The organism is Paenibacillus sp. OK076, assembly GCF_900110055.1.
Classification (GTDB): Bacteria; Bacillota; Bacilli; order Paenibacillales; family Paenibacillaceae; genus Paenibacillus.
The window spans coordinates 3,293,806-3,313,686 of record NZ_FOCH01000001.1 but is presented as its reverse complement, the minus strand read 5'-3'; the positions used below and the strand labels follow the sequence as shown (position 1 = coordinate 3,313,686).

The following is a 19,881-nucleotide window of genomic DNA, read 5'->3' as shown; positions in this document are numbered from 1 at the left end:
TCATGTTGAGGATTGGGAGTTATACGTTTGAGTCAAGATTGCTTATGGGTACAGGCAAATTTTCGGACTTGGAAGTGCAGAGCCAGGCGGTTGAAGCCTCAGGTACGGAAGTATTAACGTTCGCCGTTCGGCGTTTGAATCTGGAAGAGCGCAACAAACAGCACTTTCTGGACACCCTGGACTTGAAAAGGTATACCCTTCTACCTAATACAGCGGGTGCTTCAACAGCAGAGGAAGCTGTGCGAATCGCTGAACTTGCTCGAGCGTCAGGGCTTTGTGATATGATAAAAGTAGAAGTTATCGGCGATGGAATCACTTTGCTTCCTGACCCAATTGAAACCTATAAAGCTTGCGAAATTTTGCTTGAAAAAGGCTTTACGGTACTGCCTTATATCTCGGACGATGTTATGCTGGCCAAACGATTGCAACTACTCGGCGTACATGCTGTTATGCCTGGGGCTTCACCGATAGGGGCGGGAAGAGGCATTATTAATCCCTATAACCTGGAGATTATTATTGAACAAGCCGTCGTTCCTGTTATTGTGGATGCAGGACTTCGAGCACCTAAAGATGCTGCTTATGCGATGGAGCTGGGAGCTGACGGTGTTTTGTTGAATACGGCTGTGTCCGGATCCGGAGATCCGGTGAAGATGGCGAAGGCAATGCGATTGGGGGTTGAAGCAGGTAGACTGGCTTATGAGGCAGGCATGATTCCCGTTAAGCGCTATGCAGCAGCGAGCAGTCCCGCGGAAGGAATGGTTCACACATGACTAATCAGACACGATCTTCTGAACAGGGAGACCGCTATTCCAGACAGGAACGGTATGCACCTATCGGTAAAGAAGGTCAACATCGATTGAATAACAGCAGAGTATTAATTGTTGGAGCGGGCGCGCTTGGTACGGGCATTGCTGAAACGCTGGTACGTTCAGGAATTGGCCATATCACCATTGCAGATCGTGACTATGTGGAGTGGAGCAACCTGCAGAGACAGCAATTATATATCGAGCAAGACGCCATTCAGCGAATGCCCAAAGCGATGGCAGCAAAGAAGCGCCTATCTGACATTAATTCTACTGTTGAGGTTGTAGCCAAAGTGATGGACGTCAGAGTAGACGAACTGGAGGAACTGGTTCAGAATGCAGACTTGATCATGGATGCCACAGATAATTTTGATACCCGGCTATTAATAAATGATATGTCTCAAAAGTATCGTATTCCCTGGATTTACGGCGGATGTGTGGGCAGTTATGGAATTACCTACACATTTCTACCTGGCGAAACACCTTGTTTGAACTGCTTATTAGGTGAGGTTCCGTTAGGTGGGGACACCTGTGATACGTCAGGCATTATTCCTCAGGCGGTGCAGATGGTTACAGCTAATCAGACTGCGGAAGCGATGAAGTTTCTCAGTGGTAATTCAGGTGCGCTGAGACGCAAATTGTTATCATTCGATGTGTGGAGAAATGAATACATATCCATTAACGTCGATGGTGCCCGGAAAGAAGATTGTCCATCCTGCGGAGCAAAGGCTAACTATCCGTACCTCTCTGCCTCAAACTTGGAAAAAACCGACGTACTATGTGGCAGAGATACAGTACAGATTCGCCCTTCACGGCGAATGAATCTGGATCTACAGCATACGGCTGATCGCCTCGTTAAGCTGGAGGAAGGCCGCGTGGAGGCTAATCCGTTTTTGGTTTCTTTTACAACTGGAGCGCACAGGATGGTCATTTTTCAGGATGGTCGCGTCCTTGTTCATGGCACAAAAGATACGGCAGAGGCGCGTACGCTGGTTCATCGGTACTTTGGTTAAAGAAGAAAATGAATGTTCCGAGTCCGTTCCTTCCGGGAATGGACTTTTTCATTTTACGGCATGATAACTATACAACAATGCTGCGATACACAACGGTCACAAGATTGTGGAGTTCAAGTGTAATTTAAACCAACAAATATGTAGCAGCGTATAAGACAGGCCGGGTGAAAAAAATGAAAACATCCATATTACTGGTTGGCAGGGGCGAGCTGGTATCTTCTACTCAAGGCATACTGTGTGCTGAAGGCTACCAAGTCGAGCAAATGGAATGGACAGATCTGAACCGTCTTTCTGAACTAACACTCACGAATCTCAATATGATCATATTAATAAATGAAGGATGCCATGAAGCTACCCTAAAAAATGGACTAGAGTCCTTCGTACACATAGGAGTTACTTCTCCATTGCTTGTCATAACTCCCAAGATATCGCCTGAATTAATTGTGGAATTGCTCGATTATGGCGCTAACGATGTGATGGAAGCACCTATTCACGATAAGGTGATGATGGCCAGAATACGGAATCTTTTACGTGTGTTCTCGCATACATCACAGGAAGATGAAGAAGTCATTGTAGTGCATGATCTCAAGGTTAATCTGCGTTCACGTCGCGTAAGTCGTGCAGGTGAATATCTGGTGTTGACTCCGAAAGAATACGAATTGCTGGAGTTCTTGGCGCGTCATGTGAACGAGGCATGTCCCCGGAGTGTTATTTTGAGGGAAGTATGGGGATATGATTTTGCAATGGATACGAATGTGGTAGATGTGTATATCAAACATTTAAGGGTAAAGGTAGATAAGGGAAGGAGCGTCAAATTAATTCATACCGTGCGTGGAGTCGGTTATATGCTTCATACCCAATAAAAGCGGTCGTATCGCCGCGGCTAACGAATTGCCTGTTTTCCACATAACTCCTGTTTGAGCTGAGAATTTCATTGGGTAAATATAAAAGGACCGGATCATTAGATCCGGCCCTACTCGCTTCTTTATCTTCAAAATATGAGCTACAGTACGCGGCGAGCTTTAATATATGTTTTTTTCCAGTTCCCCGAGTTCAAGTCGGAAAGAGTTACACCTGGTGATCCGTACGTGTGCAGAATTTTTCCGTCGCCTGCATATACGCCTACGTGAGTAATATTGGAGCCTGTGGAGCGACTACCGCTGGAGAAGAAGACCAGATCTCCAACTTGCAGATTAGCTTTAGATACAGCTACGCCTTCTTTGGATTGCTTAACGGATGTACGTGGCAAATCAACACCATACTTTTTAAAGATGTATTTCATAAATGAAGAGCAGTCAAAATTTTGTGTAGTTGAAGTTGAAGCGCCAAATTTATATGGAGTTCCTGTAAAGGTTTTACCATAGTTCACAATTTGTTGTCCTGTGGATACAGAAGCGCTTGCTGCCTGTGCAACAGGTGCATTCGTCATTAATACAGCTCCAAAACCTAGTGTAGCGCACAACCCGACGGTTACGGCCTTTTGGACAAAGATGTTTGTTTTCATGTGAGTACCTCCAAAATTCGTTTTCGTTTAGTTGCTAGAGCGAGTATAACAGCTTTGTAACAGCCTAGAAATTGGATGGAACCTGATCATCCTTAGGGCCGCAACAGTTTGGGTTTGTTTATTAAAATACCATTAAAAATGTCAAAAAATTAATCATTGACGAACCTTGAACGTTACAAATATAGAAAAGACCCTTGATATATCAAGGGTCTTTGATGTTTTATTTGATTATTTTTAATCTAAATCATAGGTTACAAAAACGTAATAAGTATAAGCGGAAGGTTAATCTTTGCTTTGAATAATGAGTAATAACCCGCTATCGATTGAGACGGTGCCAGTCTTTCCGAGCAGTTTGTTGCTAATCCCCAATGATTGACCCATACGTATAGTTGCTTGATCAAGCGGGTACATGAAACCTTCCAGCGTAATACCTGTTACTTCATTAGTGAGTGGGAGCAGGGAGATGTACTCATATCCACGGTCTTCCACATCAGCTTCGGAGGTCGTTAGCATCATATAATTGTGTTCATCCTGCAGAGTGCAGGAAATATGATGCTGCATAGCGCGGACCATAATATGTACGTTAGCCAGTGTATGATCCATGCGAGTGCCCGTTGCACCCAACATAAGAATGTCAGACGGCTCGAGATCCAACGCTATTTCAAATGCCATCTCGGTATCCGTCAAATCCTTATGCACCGGATCGCAGGTGATTATCCGTTCGCTGTTATCTCGTACACTCTCCCGTTCCTGCTCGGTAATGGAATCAAAATCTCCTACTGCGATATGTGGCTGAATCCCGTTTTCTATTAAGAATAAAGCCCCACGATCGGCCGCGATAATAATGTCATCTTTACCGATTTCATTTAGAAATTGGGGAGAGAGATTTCCGCCAGTAAAAATAACAACTCGTTTCTTAGTCATTCTATTTCATCCTTCCTGATCAATAAAAAACAATTCACTTCTAATTAAGGTGTTAGTATGGTGCAAAAATCATTCACAAAACCAGTATAATCCACAAAATGTGGTTGCACAATTTCGGCATGCGCGGATACAATGGGTAGAGCAACATGGAGATGACTTGAAAAGTGAGGTTTGAACAGGTTGGACTTGCACATTTTTGAAGTATTCAGCATTATAGGTACCATCGCATTTGCAATGTCCGGAGCTTTCGTGGCAATGGAAGAAGAGTATGATATTTTGGGCGTGCTGGTGCTGGGTCTGGTGACCGCATTCGGAGGCGGAGTCATTCGTAATGTTCTCATTGGTGTACCCGTAACGATGCTGTGGAGCCAGGGAATGCTGATTATGCTCGCTCTTATATCTGTCGCGATTGCGTTTGTACTTCCTCTTAAGTGGATTGGTCACTGGAAGCGGACTGAAGCGCTGTTCGATGCGATTGGACTTGCAGCATTTGCGATTCAAGGGGCGTTATACGCGGCCGATATGGGACATCCCATTAGTGCGGTTATTGTAGCCGCAGTAATGACCGGTATAGGCGGAGGGATCATTCGTGATCTGCTGGCAGGAAGAAAGCCGTTAGTACTGCGCGATGAAATTTATGCTGTTTGGGCTATAACAGCTGGTTTCGCCATAGGTATGGGATGGTTTACAACGAACGCTGGACTGTTAATATGCTTCGCCGCAGTTGTGTTCTTCCGGATGTGCTCTGTTCATTATAAATGGAAGCTGCCACGTCGTTCACTGGTACAAACGGAGAGTGTAAAACCTCAGACAGCACCAGCGCCACTTAACCGCACCTTGAGTAAGGGGGAATAACATGATTAACGTTTTGTTTGTATGTTTGGGCAACATATGCCGCTCGCCGATGGCTGAGGCTGTCCTCCGTCATAAAGTGAGTGAAAGAGGACTTGATCAGCAAATTTCAGTGGACTCCGCAGGTACAGGTGACTGGCATGTTGGCAAACCTCCGCATGAGGGGACTAGAACATTGCTGGATTCCTATAAAATTTCTTATGCCAATATGGCGGCAAGACAATTTGCGAGTGCGGACTTCACACATTTTGATTACATTATATGCATGGATGATTCCAACGCAGCTAACGTAAGAAGTGTAACAGGTGGTGCCGATGCGGAAATTATCAAGATGATGGATCTGCTGCCGGACGAGACGCTCCGTGAAGTACCTGATCCGTATTATACGGGGAATTTTGAAGAAGTGTACAGGCTGGTTGATGCAGGTTGTGACGTGTTGCTGGATCGGATTGAAAAGGAACATTCTTTGATATAACATCGGTTACATTTGCTTGGAATGACAAGTGAGATACAACAGAAGAAGCCGGGCGGACAAGCAGGAGAACCTGCTTCTTTTTTGAGTGTTGATGTAAGCGGTATCATGCGATTGCAAAACAAAAGCGGCATTTCAGCCGCCCTGTTCAATGATCGAATTAATTTTCCTGAAAAAAGTAAAGCAATGCTTCCGGCAGCTCGTTCTGCCAGAATCCCCATTGGTGATGCCCGTCTTTCTCCTGATAGGAGACAAGCGCACCTCGTTTTTCAAGCAAATCACGGGTATCCCGGTTCAATTGAACAAAGTCATACGTGCCGGTGTCTGCTTCAAAGGCAGTCTCCTGCAAACCAACAATCATCCAGATCGACAACCAGGACAAGTCTTCAGCTGCAGCGTAGATTTCCTGGGAAGCGGAGTAGAACGCTCCGGACATGCTGATGACACGTGTGAACAGGTCAGGATAGAGTAGAGCAAGATGAAGCGAAACGCTGCCACCCAATGAGTCGCCGGCAAGAACACGTTCCTGCGGAGAGCGGCGCACAGGATATTTCTCTTCTACATAGGGAATAATCTCTTCAGCGAAGCATGAGGTATACGCCTTGAACCGATCGCCGAAAGGGGCGTATTCCTGAGTTCTTACTGACACGTCAACCTGAACTCCTACTATAATGAAAGGTTCGGCTCCCTCGTCCAGAATGATACGGTTGGCAGTGGTGGCGATACGTCCAAAGTTGAAAAATTCTTCACCGTCCTGACAATAAACGACAGGGTAGGATAACAATTCGTTATAACCTGGGGGAAGATAAATTCGTAGTGTTCGCTTCTCTCCGAGATAGCGGCTCTCAATCTCTTCCTTCACAATCGTGCGTTTCAAATAGCGGGAATCCGTCATAAAACGTCACCTTTCTCGGTTAATTTTTGCATTCGACCGCGCAATACGGTAAGATTAACCTTGTGCGGGGATAGGTCAAATACGCAAACATGTATTATGCTGTTATACCAATATTAAGCCCCTGTTATACATACAATCCGGAAGGAAACATAAAAAAGTTACGGATATCTTTGACGTATGCAGTGAAACAGGTGTATAATAATATTATAACAGCGGAACTTGATATTCAAATTTTTTGTTGAGGTGAAGAAAAAAATGAGCAAGGTTCCTTATGAAGTATATACGGAGGATGTAGAAGCTCTGTCCGTGCTGTCTCCTGACGGCGAAATCGTTAACAAAGACATGATGCCTAAACTTTCCGACGATCAATTAAAAGAAATTATGTACCGCATGGTATTTACCCGTACTTGGGATGACCGTGCAGTAAACCTGGGCCGTCAAGGTCGTCTTGGTTTCTATGCTCCAGTATCTGGTCAAGAAGCTACAATGGTTGGTAGTGAATTTGCAATTGAAAAAGAAGACTTTGTATGTCCTGGCTATCGCGACATTCCGCAACTCGTGTGGCACGGACTTCCTCTTTATCAAGCGTTCCTGTACTCCCGTGGACACCAACATGGTGGACAAATCCCGGATGGCGTTAATGTATTGATGCCGCAAATCATCATTGGTGCACAAATCCTGCACGCAATGGGTATTGCTATGGGTTACAAATTGAAGAAACAAAAACAAGTTGTAATTACGTACACAGGTGATGGTGGTTCTTCAGAAGGTGACTTCTACGAAGGTCTGAACTACGCTGGTGTTTACAAATTGCCTGTTATTTTCTTCGTACAAAACAATGGTTATGCTATCACTACACCTTTTGCAAAACAAACGGCAGCTCTGTCCATCGCTCACAAAGCGGTAGCAGCGGGTATCAAAGGTGTTAAAGTTGACGGTATGGACATCTTCGCAGTTATCAAAGCGGTTCAGGAAGCTGCTGAACGTGGTCGTAACGGCGAAGGCGCAACTCTGATCGAAGCAGTAACTTACCGTTTCCGTCCTCACTCCCTTTCTGACGATGCTTCCAAGTATCGTACGAAAGAAGAAGAGGCTGAGTGGAGCGTAAAAGATCCAATCGCGCGTTTTGCTAAATATCTGGAGAAAAAAGGTCTGTGGACTGAAGAAGATACAGCACGTGTGAAAGAAGAAGCAAAAGCAAAAGTGAACGAAGAGATCAAAAAAGCGGAAAAAACCGAGAAAATGACGATTTCAGGCTTGATCGACAGCATGTTCGAACAAACGCCTAAGCACTTGGAAGAGCAAAAAGCTGATTTCCAATAAGTTTTTTCCGATAAAGCATAAACATCCGGGACGGGTTCCGGTGTCCCGGTATACATGTATGAATTCAAATGTGAACTGTCAATGTTTAAGGAGGAAATGAAGCAAATGGCACAAATGAACATGAAAGAAGCAATCCGTGATGCGCTTCGCGTTGAGTTGAAACGTGATCCTAACGTTCTGCTTTTCGGTGAAGACGTAGGTAATGTAGGCGGCGTTTTCCGTGTAACGGAAGGTCTGCAAAAAGAGTTTGGCGAAGAGCGTGTATTTGATACTCCACTCGCTGAGTCCGCTATTGGCGGTCTGGCTGTAGGTTTGGGTGTTCAAGGCTTCCGTCCGGTTGCCGAGATCCAATTCGTTGGTTTTATCTTCGAAGCCCTTGACCAAATGGTAGTTCAAGCAGCTCGTATGCGTTTCCGCTCCGGCGGTAAATACAATTCTCCAATCGTATTCCGTACACCATTCGGTGGCGGTGTAAAAGCGGCAGAATTGCATACAGATTCCCTTGAAGGTTTGCTTACACAAACTCCGGGGATCAAAGTGGTAGTTCCTTCTAACCCTTACGATGCAAAAGGTCTGATGATCGCTTCTATTCGCGACAACGACCCTGTATTCTTCATGGAGCACTTGAACTTGTACCATGCATTCCGTGCAGAAGTACCTGAAGAAGATTATACTGTTGAGCTGGGCAAAGCGAACGTTGTTCGTGAAGGTTCTGATGTAACGATCATTACTTACGGTATGATGGTTCACACTTCTGTGAAAGCAGCAGAAGAGCTCGAAAAACAAGGAATCAAAGTTGAAGTTATCGACCTTCGTACGGTTAGCCCGATCGACATCGATACGATCGTTGCTTCCATTAAGAAAACAAATCGTGCAATTGTTGTACAGGAAGCTCAAAAGAGCGCAGGTGTTGCAGCTGAAGTCATTGCCCAAATCAATGAAAAAGCAATCCTGCACTTGGAAGCACCGGTTCTGCGTGTAGCTGGTCCGGATACTGTATATCCATTTGCACAAATTGAAGATACATGGCTTCCTAACCCAGCGCGTATCGTTGCTGCGGTTAACAAAGTCGTAAATTTCTAATTTAATCATCTGACATGCCGCAAGGCGCAGTATGGTGATCCACACCGCAGCGCAAGCTGCACTGTAAACAGCCATTAGCCCCTTGAGTAACAGTTTATTGCACTAGCAGTAACGGTTGTTTCTTGGAGTTAAGGGTTGTTTTCAGGATTGAGACATAATCAAGGAGGTTTTTCAGTTGGCTAAATTTGAATACAAATTCCCTGAACTGGGCGAAGGCCTTCACGAAGGCGAAATCATCAAGATGCACATCAAAGTCGGTGATAAAGTAACTGACGACGATATCATCATGGAAGTACAGAATGACAAAGCGGTCGTTGAAGTACCTTGTCCGGTTAACGGCACAGTAACAGAAGTATTCGCAAAAGATGGCCAAGTTTGCCACGTTGGCGAAGTTGTTGCAATCATCGACGCTGAAGGCGAGCTTCCTGAGCAAGACGACGCTCCTGCAGGCGAGCAAGAAAAAGATGCAGCTCAAGGTGGAGCTGACACAAGCGGTTCTTCCGCAGCAGCTTCCAGCTCGGATGCAGCAAAAGAAGGCGGAAACAACAGCGTTCCGGCAGTACCTGCCAAAGACGTTCTGGCAACACCAAGCGTGCGCAAATTTGCCCGCGAACAAGGCGTAGACATCGCTCAGGTTAACGGTACTGGCAACAACGGTAAAGTTACCAAAGAAGATGTTGAATCCTTCAAAAACGGTGGCGGTTCTTCCGCAGCGGCATCTTCCGCAGCTCCGGCTCAAGAAGAGAAAAAATCCGCAGCACCAGCAGCAGCTGCAGCTGATCAACGTGTGGAAGAAGAGCGCGTACCATTCAAAGGTATCCGTAAAGCAATTGCCAATGCGATGGTTAAATCGGCTTACACAGCACCTCACGTTACAATCATGGACGAAGTGGACGTAACTGAGCTGGTTGCTTTCCGTACTCGCATGAAACCTATTGCTGAGAAAAAAGGTACAAAAGTTACTTATCTGCCATTCATCGTTAAAGCTCTGGTTGCAGCTTCCCGTGAGTTCCCAGCATTGAACGCTATGATTGATGAAGAAGCTAATGAAATTGTATACAAAAAATACTACAACATCGGTATCGCTACAGATACAGACAACGGCCTGATCGTTCCTGTTATCAAAGATGCTGATCGTAAATCCATCTGGATGATCGCTGATTCCATTCGTGATCTGGCAGCTCGTGGCCGCGATGGCAAATTGAGCGCGAACGAAATGAGAGGAAGCACAATCTCCATCAGTAACATCGGTTCTGCTGGCGGTATGTTCTTCACTCCGATCATCAACTTCCCTGAAGTTGCAATTCTCGGAACTGGACGCATCAGCGAAAAAGCCGTTATCAAAAATGGCGAAGTTGTTGCAGCACCTGTAATGGCTCTTTCCCTGAGCTTCGACCACCGTATCATCGATGGCGCAACAGCACAAAACTTTATGAATTACATTAAACAGCTGCTCGCTAACCCTGAGCTGCTTGTTATGGAGGTGTAAGATATGGTAGTAGGCGACGCTTCTCTCAATATCGACACATTAGTAATTGGTGCGGGTCCTGGTGGCTATGTAGCTGCCATCCGTGCTGCTCAACTGGGCCAAAGCGTATTGATCGTAGACAAATCCGAACTGGGTGGCGTTTGTTTGAACCGTGGATGTATTCCATCCAAAGCCCTGATCTCGGCTGCACACCAATATGAGTCTGCATTGCACGGCGAAGCTTTTGGTATCTCTGCTGAGAACGTAAAAGTGGACTTCAGCAAAACTCAAGAATTCAAAAACGGCGTTGTTAAGAAAATGACTGGCGGCGTAGCTGGTTTGCTCAAAGGCAACAAAGTTGAAGTTTTCAACGGTGAGTGCATGTTCATCAACGAAAACGAAGCCCGTGTATTCAATGATCACGAGTCTCCGCGTTACAAATTCAAAAATGCAATCATTGCAACAGGTTCCCGTCCAATCGAGCTGAAACCTTTCCCGTTTGGCGGACGCATTCTGTCTTCGACAGAAGCTCTGAACTTGCCTGAAGTTCCAAAAAGCATGATCGTTATCGGTGGCGGTTATATCGGTGCTGAGCTTGGTCAAATGTACTCCAAATTCGGTGCAAAAGTAACAATCATCGAAGGTTTGGATACGGTACTGCCAGGTTTCGATAAAGACATGACTAGCCTCGTAGCTAAAAACATGAAGAAAACAGGCATCGAAATCGTAACGGGTGCAAAAGCTGAAAGTGCTGAGCAAACGGATAAAGATGTAACTGTTAAATATTCTGTAAACGGTGAATCCAAAGAAGTAACTGCAGATTACCTGCTCGTTACTGTTGGACGTCGTCCTAACACAGACGGAGAGCTTGGTCTGGACCTGATTGGCGTAGACGTTGACGAGCGTGGATTCGTTAAAGTTGATCACCAAGGCCGCACTAGCATTCCTCACATCTTTGCAATCGGTGATATCGTATCCGGTCTGGCACTTGCCCACAAAGCTTCTTATGAAGGTAAAGTGGCTGCTGAAGCGATCGCAGGACAACCATCTGTAGTTGACTACAAATGTATGCCGGCAGTTGTGTTCACAGATCCTGAGTGCTCCAGCGTAGGTTACACTGAGAAAGAAGCTAAAGAAAAAGGCTACAAAGTAAAAGCTGGCAAATTCCCTTATGCGGGTAATGGCCGTGCTGTATCTTTGAACCACGCTGAAGGCTTCGTGAAAATCGTTGCTGACGAAGAAAGCGGCCTCGTGTTGGGTTGCCAAATCGTAGGTCTGGAAGCTTCCAACCTGATTGCTGAGCTTGGTCTCGCAATCGAAATGGGTGCTACTCTGGAAGATTTGGCGCTGACTATTCACGCTCACCCAACTTTGGGCGAAATCGTGATGGAAGCTGCGGAACTGGTTATGGGTCACCCGATCCACATCATTTCCCGCTAATATCGTCTAAGCTTCGGATTCGTCCGGCATTATACGTAAATCAGAAGAGACGAATGACGTTAACGCGTTGTTCGTCTCTTTTTTCTGAGCAAAAGCCGAGAAATTCAAGATACCAGTGTATATGATATGATGAAAAGTTACACACTCAAAAGGTTTAGTGAATTGATTTTATCCAACAACTCAATTGTGGTACACTGTAGTAATGATCAGTTATGATGTGGCTCCAAGCCAATCACGGTCTATATATTTAGTATTTAAGTTAGTTAAACTAACCTTTTACACGAGAACGTAGAGGACAGAAAAAACCTGAAGAAGCGGAGCTAAAAGCTTTCTGAAGGAAAGCTGCATCGGAAGCATACGCTTCGCCTTTATCCCCGGATTTTATACTTTTGGAAAAGGAAATCAAAAAAATCTGGTGATAACAGCGATCGGAAGGTTGTTCTGTCATCGGAGTGGTAAGTGTAAATATTCTTTAGTTTAGTATGAAAAAAAAGTGCGAGGGGAATATAATTTGAAAAACTATCTCGATTTATTACAGGATATCTTGGATACAGGTGTGCATAAAGGAGATCGCACCGGAACTGGAACACAGTCGGTATTTGGCAGACAGCTCCGTTATGATTTGTCCGAAGGGTTCCCGCTGGTAACAACCAAACGAATCCATCTGAAATCAGTCATTCATGAGTTGTTGTGGTTTTTGAGTGGGGATACGAACATAGCCTATCTGAAGGAAAACGGTGTGAAGATCTGGGACGATTGGGCCGACGAGAATGGCGACCTGGGTCCGGTATATGGATCACAATGGCGTACTTGGGAAGCACCTAACGGAGAGAAGATCGATCAGATTGCTGCTGTTATTGATTCGATCAAAAATAATCCGGATTCACGGCGTCACCTCGTTAGCGCCTGGAATGTGGCGGAGATTAACCACATGAAACTGCCTCCTTGTCATTTCGCGTTTCAGTTCTACGTGGCTGAGGGTAAACTATCATGTATGCTTACCATGCGTTCTGTAGATACGTTCCTCGGACTGCCATTTAACATTGCCAGCTATGCGCTGCTGACACATATGATTGCACAGCAGTGTGATCTTGAAGTGGGAGAGTTCATCTGGTCCGGTGGGGACGTTCATATCTACTCAAACCATGTGGAACAAGTGAAAACTCAGCTGGAGCGTGAGCCATTTGCGCTGCCTAAGTTGGTAATCAAGCGCAAGCCGGATTCCATTTTCGATTATACGTTTGATGATTTTGAGTTTGAGAACTATCAGCATCATCCGGGTATTAAAGCTCCGATTGCAGTATAAGTGCGTGATTTGGAGCAATCTCTAAACAGACACGGATTGAAGGAGTGTGTAATCTTTGAGCATTGAACTTGTATGGGCGATGGGCGAGAATGGTGTCATTGGTTTGAATAATTCCATTCCGTGGCGTTTGCCTAAAGATATGGCCTTTTTCAAGCAACGTACGTTAAACAAAACAATTATTATGGGACGCAATACATGGGAGTCCTTTGGGGGAAAACCGCTTCCGCAACGCCGGAATATTGTCGTAACCAGAGATCTGAACTACAAAGCAAATCAGGCTGAAGTGGTGCATTCGATTGAAGAGGGTCTGGAAGTTACAAAAGGCGAAGAGCTTTGCGTTATTGGCGGCTCCCAGGTCTATCGTGAGTTTTTGCCGCTCGCAGATCGTCTGGTGGTGACCAAAATTCATGAGGATTTTGAGGGGGATACCTTTTTCCCGGAAGTGGATTGGTCGGAGTGGGAGCTAACAGAACAGATCGAAGGCGAGCAAGATGAAAAAAATGTTTATGCGTATACGTTTGAGTTCTATGAACGAAAACAGTAAAAGGGACATAAAATGAAGTAGAAGAGCCCCAACATGCGCTATTTACGAAATAGAAGGGCGCTGATTTGCGAAACATTCGTGAACAGCGTTTTTTCTTTTAAAAATTAAATGAAATAATTATGAAATGACATATAAATAACATAAAGGTGACGCTGTATTAACAGAAGTATGAATATAATACATAGCCTCTAAAACACTCTGTGGTAAAAAAGTATAAAAAATGTAGGATTTCACCGTTGTAAAGTCCTAAAATGAGATATTATTCGGATTTTCTGGCGTAAAACAGCATAAACTGTTGTTTTTAATGACAAATTACCTCACATTCAAATGACGTTTCGATCGTTTTTCCTTTAAATAAACGCCTAATTTCAAATAGCCATACCTTAGAAATAACCATTTTAAGGGTATTGACCATGGGTAGACTTGGACGATATGATGTATAAAATACAAATAATTATTCGGATAATCCATTTAATATTCAGCATGCAAAGTGCTACTATAATTGAAATATCTTCGAGAAGATTTTGTGATACAATATACAAAAACTCAAACATGAGTAATCCATTTCATATAGAACCATGCAGATGAAGGGATTAAGACAAGAACGGATGGGGGAAAACGTAAGATGTCTACACCTACTGGATTTATGGAATACAAACGGCAGCTGCCTGCGGACCGCCAACCAGCGGAGCGGGTTAAGGATTGGGAAGAGTTTCATAAACATATGGCTGAAGAAGAGCTCAGAACACAAGGTGCACGATGCATGGATTGTGGTACCCCGTATTGCCATACAGGTATAGATATGACTGGCGGAACGTCGGGCTGCCCTGTGCATAACCTGATTCCAGAATGGAATAATCTGGTGTATCGTGGTTTGTGGAGAGAAGCGCTTGACCGTCTGCACAAAACGAATAATTTCCCTGAGTTTACAGGTCGTGTCTGTCCTGCTCCTTGTGAAGGGTCATGTACAGTGGGACTGATCGGTGAACCTGTAACCATCAAAACGATTGAAGAAGCGATTATTGAAAAGGGTTTTGAAGAAGGATGGGTGGTTCCCCAGCCTCCGGAGAAACGTACGGGTAAACGTGTAGCAGTTGTAGGTTCAGGTCCTGCGGGACTGGCTACTGCAGCTCAGTTGAACAAAGCGGGTCACTCAGTGACGGTATACGAGCGCTCTGACCGTGTCGGCGGTTTGCTGATGTATGGTATCCCTACCATGAAATTGGACAAAAACGTCGTTCAGCGTCGTGTTGATTTATTGGAAGCAGAAGGCATTCAATTTGTAACGAACACGGAGATCGGTAAAGATATTGCTGCGCAGCAACTGGTGGATGATTATGATGCGGTTGTTCTGTGTGGCGGTGCAACCAAACCACGTGAGTTCAACATTGAAGGCAGTGACTTGAAAGGCGTACACTACGCGATGGATTTCCTGAATGGCAGTATCAAAAGTTACCTGGACTCCAATCTGGAGGATGGAAACTATCTGTCCGCACAGGACAAGGATGTTATCGTCATCGGTGGCGGGGATACTGGTTCCGACTGTGTAGCTACATCGCTTCGCCATGGTTGTCGAAGCATTACACAATTTGGTACACATACTCAGGCTCCTATGGAACGTGATCGCATTAATAACCCTTGGCCGCAATTCCCGAACGTATATACTCTTGATTATGCACAGGAAGAAGCGAAAGCATTGTTCGGTGACGATCCGCGTGAGTTCTCCATCATGACAACCAAATTTGTGGGTGACAATGAGGGTAACCTCAAAGAACTTCACACCGTTCAAATTGAACGTATTGTAGATGAGACAGGACGTAAAATCTATCAGCCTATTCCGGGTACAGAGCGCGTCTTCCCAGCTCAAATGGCCATGATTGCTATCGGTTTTGACGGACCGGAACAGACTTTGGTGGAACAACTTGGACTTGCAACAGACCGTCGTACCAACGTTAAGGCACGTTACGGCAAATACAATACCAATGTGGATAAAGTATTTGCAGCAGGTGACATGCGTCGTGGTCAAAGTCTGGTTGTATGGGCAATTAATGAAGGTCGTGAAGCTGCCCGTGAAGTGGACAAATACTTGATGGGTTCTACAGTTCTCGTATAATGAGTTAATGAGCGACAAGTGGATATGTATTTGCAATTATGAATAGAATATATAACTGATACAACAAAACTCTCGCAATTAGCGGGGGTTTTTTGTTGTTTTATGAGATCCAGAGACGTTCAGCAACAATTATTTTAGACAACTGTGAGGTATAGCATTGCTTTTTATCTCATAAAGATTTATTATTACATTATAATTATTATAAATAAGAAATGTAATGACACTTCATTGAAAACTACACGAATTGTGAAATTATAATATCCGGAGGTGCAATCTTTATGGCAAGTAACCGGGACAAATCCATTTCAGAACAGATTAATGACATTAAAAAACAGTTGGTTGCAAAAGGTTATAAGCTGACGCAGCAACGAGAAGTTACGGTACGTGTGCTACTTGAGCATGAGAAGGATCATTTTAGCGCAGAGGAAGTATTTCTGCTGGTCAAGGAACAATTCCCCGAGATTGGCTTGGCTACAGTATATCGTACGCTTGAACTGCTTAGTGATCTTCAGGTCGTAGAAAAGATAAACTTTGGGGACGGTGCTGCGCGCTTCGACTTGCGAAGTACGGATGGCTCACACCACCATCATCACTTGATTTGCACAGAGTGTGGCATTGTAGAAGAGATTATGGAGGATGGCTTGCTTCGTTTGGAACAACAAATTGAGCGGCAGTACGGATTTGCGGTTACAGACCATCGGCTTGATTTTCAGGGCGTATGCAAAGAGTGCAGAGCAAAGCAGGCTTTGAATGAACAGGCAGCAGGGTAAATCCAATTGGGGAGGATGCTCCCGCAACCAAAATCTGATATAATAAGTTTCAGAAGCAAGGGGCTTCCGTGGGCGGAAGGCCCCTTTTTGCCGTCATGTGGACGGTGAAGGAGGAGAGATGGACGGATGAAGACACTGGTTATTGCGGAAAAGCCCGACATGGGCCGAACCATTGCCGCCGTCATAGAACCAAGAGCCAAGAACAATCGCAATTATTTGGAAGGTGAGCATTACATTATCACCTGGGCGATTGGCCATCTATTGGGACTTGCTGAACCGGATGCCTATGATTCAAAGTACAAGCGCTGGAATATCGGCGATCTGCCGATCATTCCGGATCAGTTCAAGATTGTACCCAACCCCAGAACGAAAGATCAACTGAAAATGATCGGAGAACTTGCGAAAAGAGCCTCGGCCATCGTTAATGCTTGTGATGCAGGGCGAGAGGGACAGTATATTTTTGCCTTAATTCAACAGCAGTTGAAGCTGCGTCAGCCTGTCAAACGTCTCTGGATATCGGATCTGACCGCAGAGAGTATTAAACGTGGTTTTGACGGTTTGAAAGCCGCCTCGGAATTTGAGAATTTGACCCATGCTGCCCGGGCTCGTAGTGAAGCGGATTGGTTGATTGGCATGAATGCGTCCCGGGCTTTCACTACACGACATAATACCTTGCTCTCTGTAGGCCGGGTGCAGACCCCGGTACTGGCCTTGATCTATGATCGGGAAATGGAGATTGAAGCGTTCCAGTCCCAGACCTTTTATGAAGTAGCCGCATGGTTTCGTCAGGAAGGAGTGGAGTACAGGGGATTACGTCAAGGAGACAAGCTGACCGACCCCGCCGTGGCTGAATCGATTGCGACCAGTGTGAAGGGGAAGAAGGGACAGATTACCAAGTACGAAGCAAAACAGACCAAGGAGTATCCATACCGGTTGTATGATCTGACCCTTTTGCAGCGTGAAGCAAATGCCAAGTATGGATATGGGGCGAAGAAAACGTTGGATATTGCACAGGCGCTTTATGAGAAACATAAGGTGATCTCTTATCCACGGACAAATTCAAACTACGTTACGGAACAGAATATTGAAGGGATGCACAAAACGCTGAATTTGCTTAAAAACGGACCTTATAGTGAGCTGGCGCAAGGAGCGAAACCTGAACTTGTTCATAAAGGAAACAAAGGTGTATGTAACCCGTCCAGAGTTGAGGATCACCATGCGATCCTGCCTACATTGAAACGACCGGGTACGTTATCCAAGGATGAGCAGAATATCTATGATCTGATCGTAAGACGTTTCTTATCCCATTTCTATCCGCCAGCAGAGTACAAGCAGCATACCGTGCTCACTGACGTTGAGAAGCACCAGTTCAAGACCTCTGTGAAAGAACTGCTGTCACTGGGGTGGAAGGTGGTACTGGGATCTTCAGATCAGGAGCAGACAGGCAAGAAAAAGACAAAGAAAAATAGCAACGAAGAAGAGGAAGCAGAGGAATGGACGGATAAGGCTTTTGCCGTTCAACCTGAGTTGCCTGTTCAATGTACCAAAAGTGAATTCAAGGAGAAGGCGACCCAGCCTCCCAAAAGTTACACTGAGGGAACGTTGCTGAAAGCAATGGAGAGTGCAGGGAAACAGATCGAGAATGAAGAGCTGCGTGATGCGATGAAAGACAGTGGACTGGGTACACCTGCGACACGTGCGGCAACGATAGAACGACTTAAAAACGTGGGTTACATTACGATGCAGGGTAAAAAGATGCAACTGACGTTGAAGGGCCGGACAGCCATTGAATTGATCCGCAAGGCAGGCGTAGATCTGTTAACCTCGCCTGAAATGACAGGTCAGTGGGAAAGAAGATTGTATCAAATTTCCAAAGGTGAAGCGGGCCAGGACAAGTTTATGGAGAACGTCAAGAAATTTACGATGTCCATTATTGATAAAGTACGTGTGCAGGCACCGGCACCAGCGGATGCTTTTGGTGAAGATACACGTGGAGGACGGGGGAAAGGCAAGGGAGCCAAAACCCAGAAAACCAGCAACAGAACAACTTCCACCAAGACATCAGGTACTGGCTCAAGTACCCGTGCAGGTTCGAAGACTTCACGTCAAACGTCGGAAACGTCATCCAGAACTGGCAGTGTCGCGAACGCGACGGCACAAACTCGATCTTCGACTTCCAGTCAACCGGGCGTTCGTGAAACGCTGGCATCTTGTCCATCACCGGGTTGCACCGGTCAGATTATTGAAGGCAAGAAAGGTTATGGCTGTACACGCTTTAAGGAAGGCTGCGGGTTTGTCATTTGGAAAGAGTACGTCGGCAAAAAAATCACCAGTACGATGTTGAAAGCGTTGATTGAAAAGGGGAGTACTCAGGTACTGGCTTTTAAACGAAAAGACGGAAGTACGGTGAAAGCACGTATTATTTTGCAGGATAAGGCAACAGGCAAACTATCTGCGGAAAAGCAGGATGCATAAGGCTTTGGATGTAAAAGCAGAAAGAAGAACGTGCAGCCTGATATACCAGCGCAAATTCAAATATTATTAAACCAATAAGAAAAGGACCCTTACCCAAGGGTCCTTTTCTGTTGCTGCTGTTGTATATTTTCATGGATGACCTTCGGTACCTCTTCCAGGGCCGTGATGGTATACATCGATGTCTCGGGATTAGGTTGAAGCTCCACCATATTGTATTGCCATTCGTTAGGCTGCTTGATATATATGCTATGGATACCAGCCGTCACTGCTGGCATGATATCTGTGCGCAGTGAGTTACCAATCATCCACGTTGCACGACGATCAAACGGGCCATTTGAGAGAATCCCTTCCAGCGCTTCAATGTTCTTATGCTGCCGAATGTAGATCCGGTCATCGAAATAAGCCGAGAGCTTCATCTGGTCAATCTTCCGCTGCTGAATTACGGTTTCTCCTCCTGTGTACAGATACAGGGCATGTCCAGCTGACTTAAGATTCTCCAGCGTTTCGACCATATGCGGATAAGGCTCAACCTCTTGGTCATATACACTCATTCCTAATTTGGTGAGGTAAGACTCTTCTTGATGAGAGGTTGGCTTTGAGAACTTCTGGGAGAAGTAACGGTAAGTATCAATAAGGGATTGCGGGAAATGGTGACTTGCAAATCCCAGTTTGTTAACCCCGGTTACATCGATCTCCAGCTGCTTTTCCCTAATTTGTTGAACCGTTAGGGCATGTCCGTCAAACCACTCCTGCATGTTCTCGAAGAATTCACCAAGCACCAGGTTGAAATATTTATTGCAGTACACGAGTGTATCATCGAGATCAAACAAAATATGTTGTTTTATTATTTTCATATCCAATTCACTCCTTGCAGCAGCAGCAGCACAGTTGTTCAT

Annotated in this window: 18 protein-coding genes; 14 read left to right on the top strand and 4 right to left on the bottom strand. The window is 45.2% G+C overall.

The window, feature by feature from the left end; genetic code table 11:
• Positions 1 to 2 precede the first annotated feature (2 nt).
• The 3 genes from BMY78_RS14565 (at position 3) to BMY78_RS14555 (ending at position 2,679) form a co-directional block, all read left to right on the top strand.
• Entirely contained in the window at positions 3 to 770 is a 768-nt protein-coding gene (locus BMY78_RS14565) for a thiazole synthase (RefSeq protein WP_090899857.1), read from the top strand.
• The gene (locus tag BMY78_RS14560; RefSeq protein WP_090899854.1) at positions 767 to 1,816 is read left to right on the top strand and encodes a MoeB/ThiF family adenylyltransferase; all 1,050 of its coding nucleotides are present in this window, start codon (positions 767 to 769) and stop codon (positions 1,814 to 1,816) included. Before BMY78_RS14565 ends, BMY78_RS14560 begins: the two co-directional genes overlap by 4 nt.
• A gap of 173 nt (positions 1,817 to 1,989) precedes the next feature.
• Positions 1,990 to 2,679 carry a winged helix-turn-helix domain-containing protein gene (locus tag BMY78_RS14555; protein WP_090899851.1) on the top strand — a complete coding sequence of 230 codons (690 nt, stop codon included), beginning with the start codon at positions 1,990 to 1,992 and terminating at the stop codon, positions 2,677 to 2,679.
• 140 nt (positions 2,680 to 2,819) lie between these two features.
• Here the strand turns inward: BMY78_RS14555 and BMY78_RS14550 are convergent, their stop codons facing one another.
• Complete coding sequence (locus BMY78_RS14550; RefSeq protein WP_090899849.1) at positions 2,820 to 3,320, bottom strand: C40 family peptidase; 501 nt, start codon at positions 3,318 to 3,320, stop codon at positions 2,820 to 2,822.
• Between the two features lie 282 nt (positions 3,321 to 3,602).
• Positions 3,603 to 4,244, bottom strand: a complete 642-nt coding sequence (locus tag BMY78_RS14545) for a thiamine diphosphokinase (protein ID WP_090899847.1) — start codon at positions 4,242 to 4,244, stop codon at positions 3,603 to 3,605.
• Between the two features lie 186 nt (positions 4,245 to 4,430).
• Between BMY78_RS14545 and BMY78_RS14540 the strand changes: the two genes are divergently transcribed.
• Both BMY78_RS14540 and BMY78_RS14535 read left to right on the top strand, forming a co-directional pair.
• Positions 4,431 to 5,099 (top strand): trimeric intracellular cation channel family protein, encoded by a 669-nt coding sequence (locus BMY78_RS14540; protein WP_090902466.1) that lies wholly within the window; start codon positions 4,431 to 4,433, stop codon positions 5,097 to 5,099.
• A 1-nt stretch (position 5,100) separates the two neighbouring features.
• Positions 5,101 to 5,571: a low molecular weight protein-tyrosine-phosphatase gene (locus BMY78_RS14535; protein ID WP_090899844.1), complete on the top strand. Its 471-nt coding sequence runs from the start codon at positions 5,101 to 5,103 to the stop codon at positions 5,569 to 5,571.
• 157 nt (positions 5,572 to 5,728) lie between these two features.
• Here the strand turns inward: BMY78_RS14535 and BMY78_RS14530 are convergent, their stop codons facing one another.
• Positions 5,729 to 6,463 (bottom strand): alpha/beta hydrolase, encoded by a 735-nt coding sequence (locus BMY78_RS14530; protein WP_090899841.1) that lies wholly within the window; start codon positions 6,461 to 6,463, stop codon positions 5,729 to 5,731.
• Positions 6,464 to 6,718: 255 nt separating this feature from the next.
• On the opposite strand from BMY78_RS14530, the gene pdhA reads away from it, so the two are divergent.
• The 9 genes from pdhA (at position 6,719) to BMY78_RS14485 (ending at position 18,985) form a co-directional block, all read left to right on the top strand.
• Positions 6,719 to 7,786: a pyruvate dehydrogenase (acetyl-transferring) E1 component subunit alpha gene (gene pdhA / locus BMY78_RS14525; RefSeq protein ID WP_056690070.1), complete on the top strand. Its 1,068-nt coding sequence runs from the start codon at positions 6,719 to 6,721 to the stop codon at positions 7,784 to 7,786.
• A 105-nt stretch (positions 7,787 to 7,891) separates the two neighbouring features.
• The gene (locus BMY78_RS14520) at positions 7,892 to 8,869 is read left to right on the top strand and encodes an alpha-ketoacid dehydrogenase subunit beta (protein ID WP_062325380.1); all 978 of its coding nucleotides are present in this window, start codon (positions 7,892 to 7,894) and stop codon (positions 8,867 to 8,869) included.
• Between the two features lie 175 nt (positions 8,870 to 9,044).
• Positions 9,045 to 10,358 carry a dihydrolipoamide acetyltransferase family protein gene (locus BMY78_RS14515; protein WP_090899838.1) on the top strand — a complete coding sequence of 438 codons (1,314 nt, stop codon included), beginning with the start codon at positions 9,045 to 9,047 and terminating at the stop codon, positions 10,356 to 10,358.
• A gap of 3 nt (positions 10,359 to 10,361) precedes the next feature.
• A complete protein-coding gene (gene lpdA / locus BMY78_RS14510) occupies positions 10,362 to 11,777 on the top strand; it encodes a dihydrolipoyl dehydrogenase (RefSeq protein ID WP_024630356.1) in 1,416 nt (471 codons plus the stop codon).
• A gap of 511 nt (positions 11,778 to 12,288) precedes the next feature.
• Positions 12,289 to 13,083, top strand: coding sequence for a thymidylate synthase (gene thyA / locus BMY78_RS14505; RefSeq protein ID WP_090899835.1), 795 nt, complete (start codon positions 12,289 to 12,291; stop codon positions 13,081 to 13,083).
• Between the two features lie 55 nt (positions 13,084 to 13,138).
• Positions 13,139 to 13,627, top strand: coding sequence for a dihydrofolate reductase (locus BMY78_RS14500; RefSeq protein WP_090899832.1), 489 nt, complete (start codon positions 13,139 to 13,141; stop codon positions 13,625 to 13,627).
• Positions 13,628 to 14,252: 625 nt separating this feature from the next.
• Positions 14,253 to 15,740, top strand: a complete 1,488-nt coding sequence (locus tag BMY78_RS14495) for a glutamate synthase subunit beta (protein WP_090899829.1) — start codon at positions 14,253 to 14,255, stop codon at positions 15,738 to 15,740.
• A 302-nt stretch (positions 15,741 to 16,042) separates the two neighbouring features.
• Positions 16,043 to 16,510 carry a ferric iron uptake transcriptional regulator gene (locus tag BMY78_RS14490; protein WP_090902463.1) on the top strand — a complete coding sequence of 156 codons (468 nt, stop codon included), beginning with the start codon at positions 16,043 to 16,045 and terminating at the stop codon, positions 16,508 to 16,510.
• A 126-nt stretch (positions 16,511 to 16,636) separates the two neighbouring features.
• Positions 16,637 to 18,985, top strand: a complete 2,349-nt coding sequence (locus tag BMY78_RS14485) for a type IA DNA topoisomerase (protein WP_090899826.1) — start codon at positions 16,637 to 16,639, stop codon at positions 18,983 to 18,985.
• 89 nt (positions 18,986 to 19,074) lie between these two features.
• Here the strand turns inward: BMY78_RS14485 and BMY78_RS14480 are convergent, their stop codons facing one another.
• Complete coding sequence (locus tag BMY78_RS14480) at positions 19,075 to 19,839, bottom strand: HAD family hydrolase (protein WP_090899823.1); 765 nt, start codon at positions 19,837 to 19,839, stop codon at positions 19,075 to 19,077.
• Positions 19,840 to 19,881: the final 42 nt, after the last annotated feature.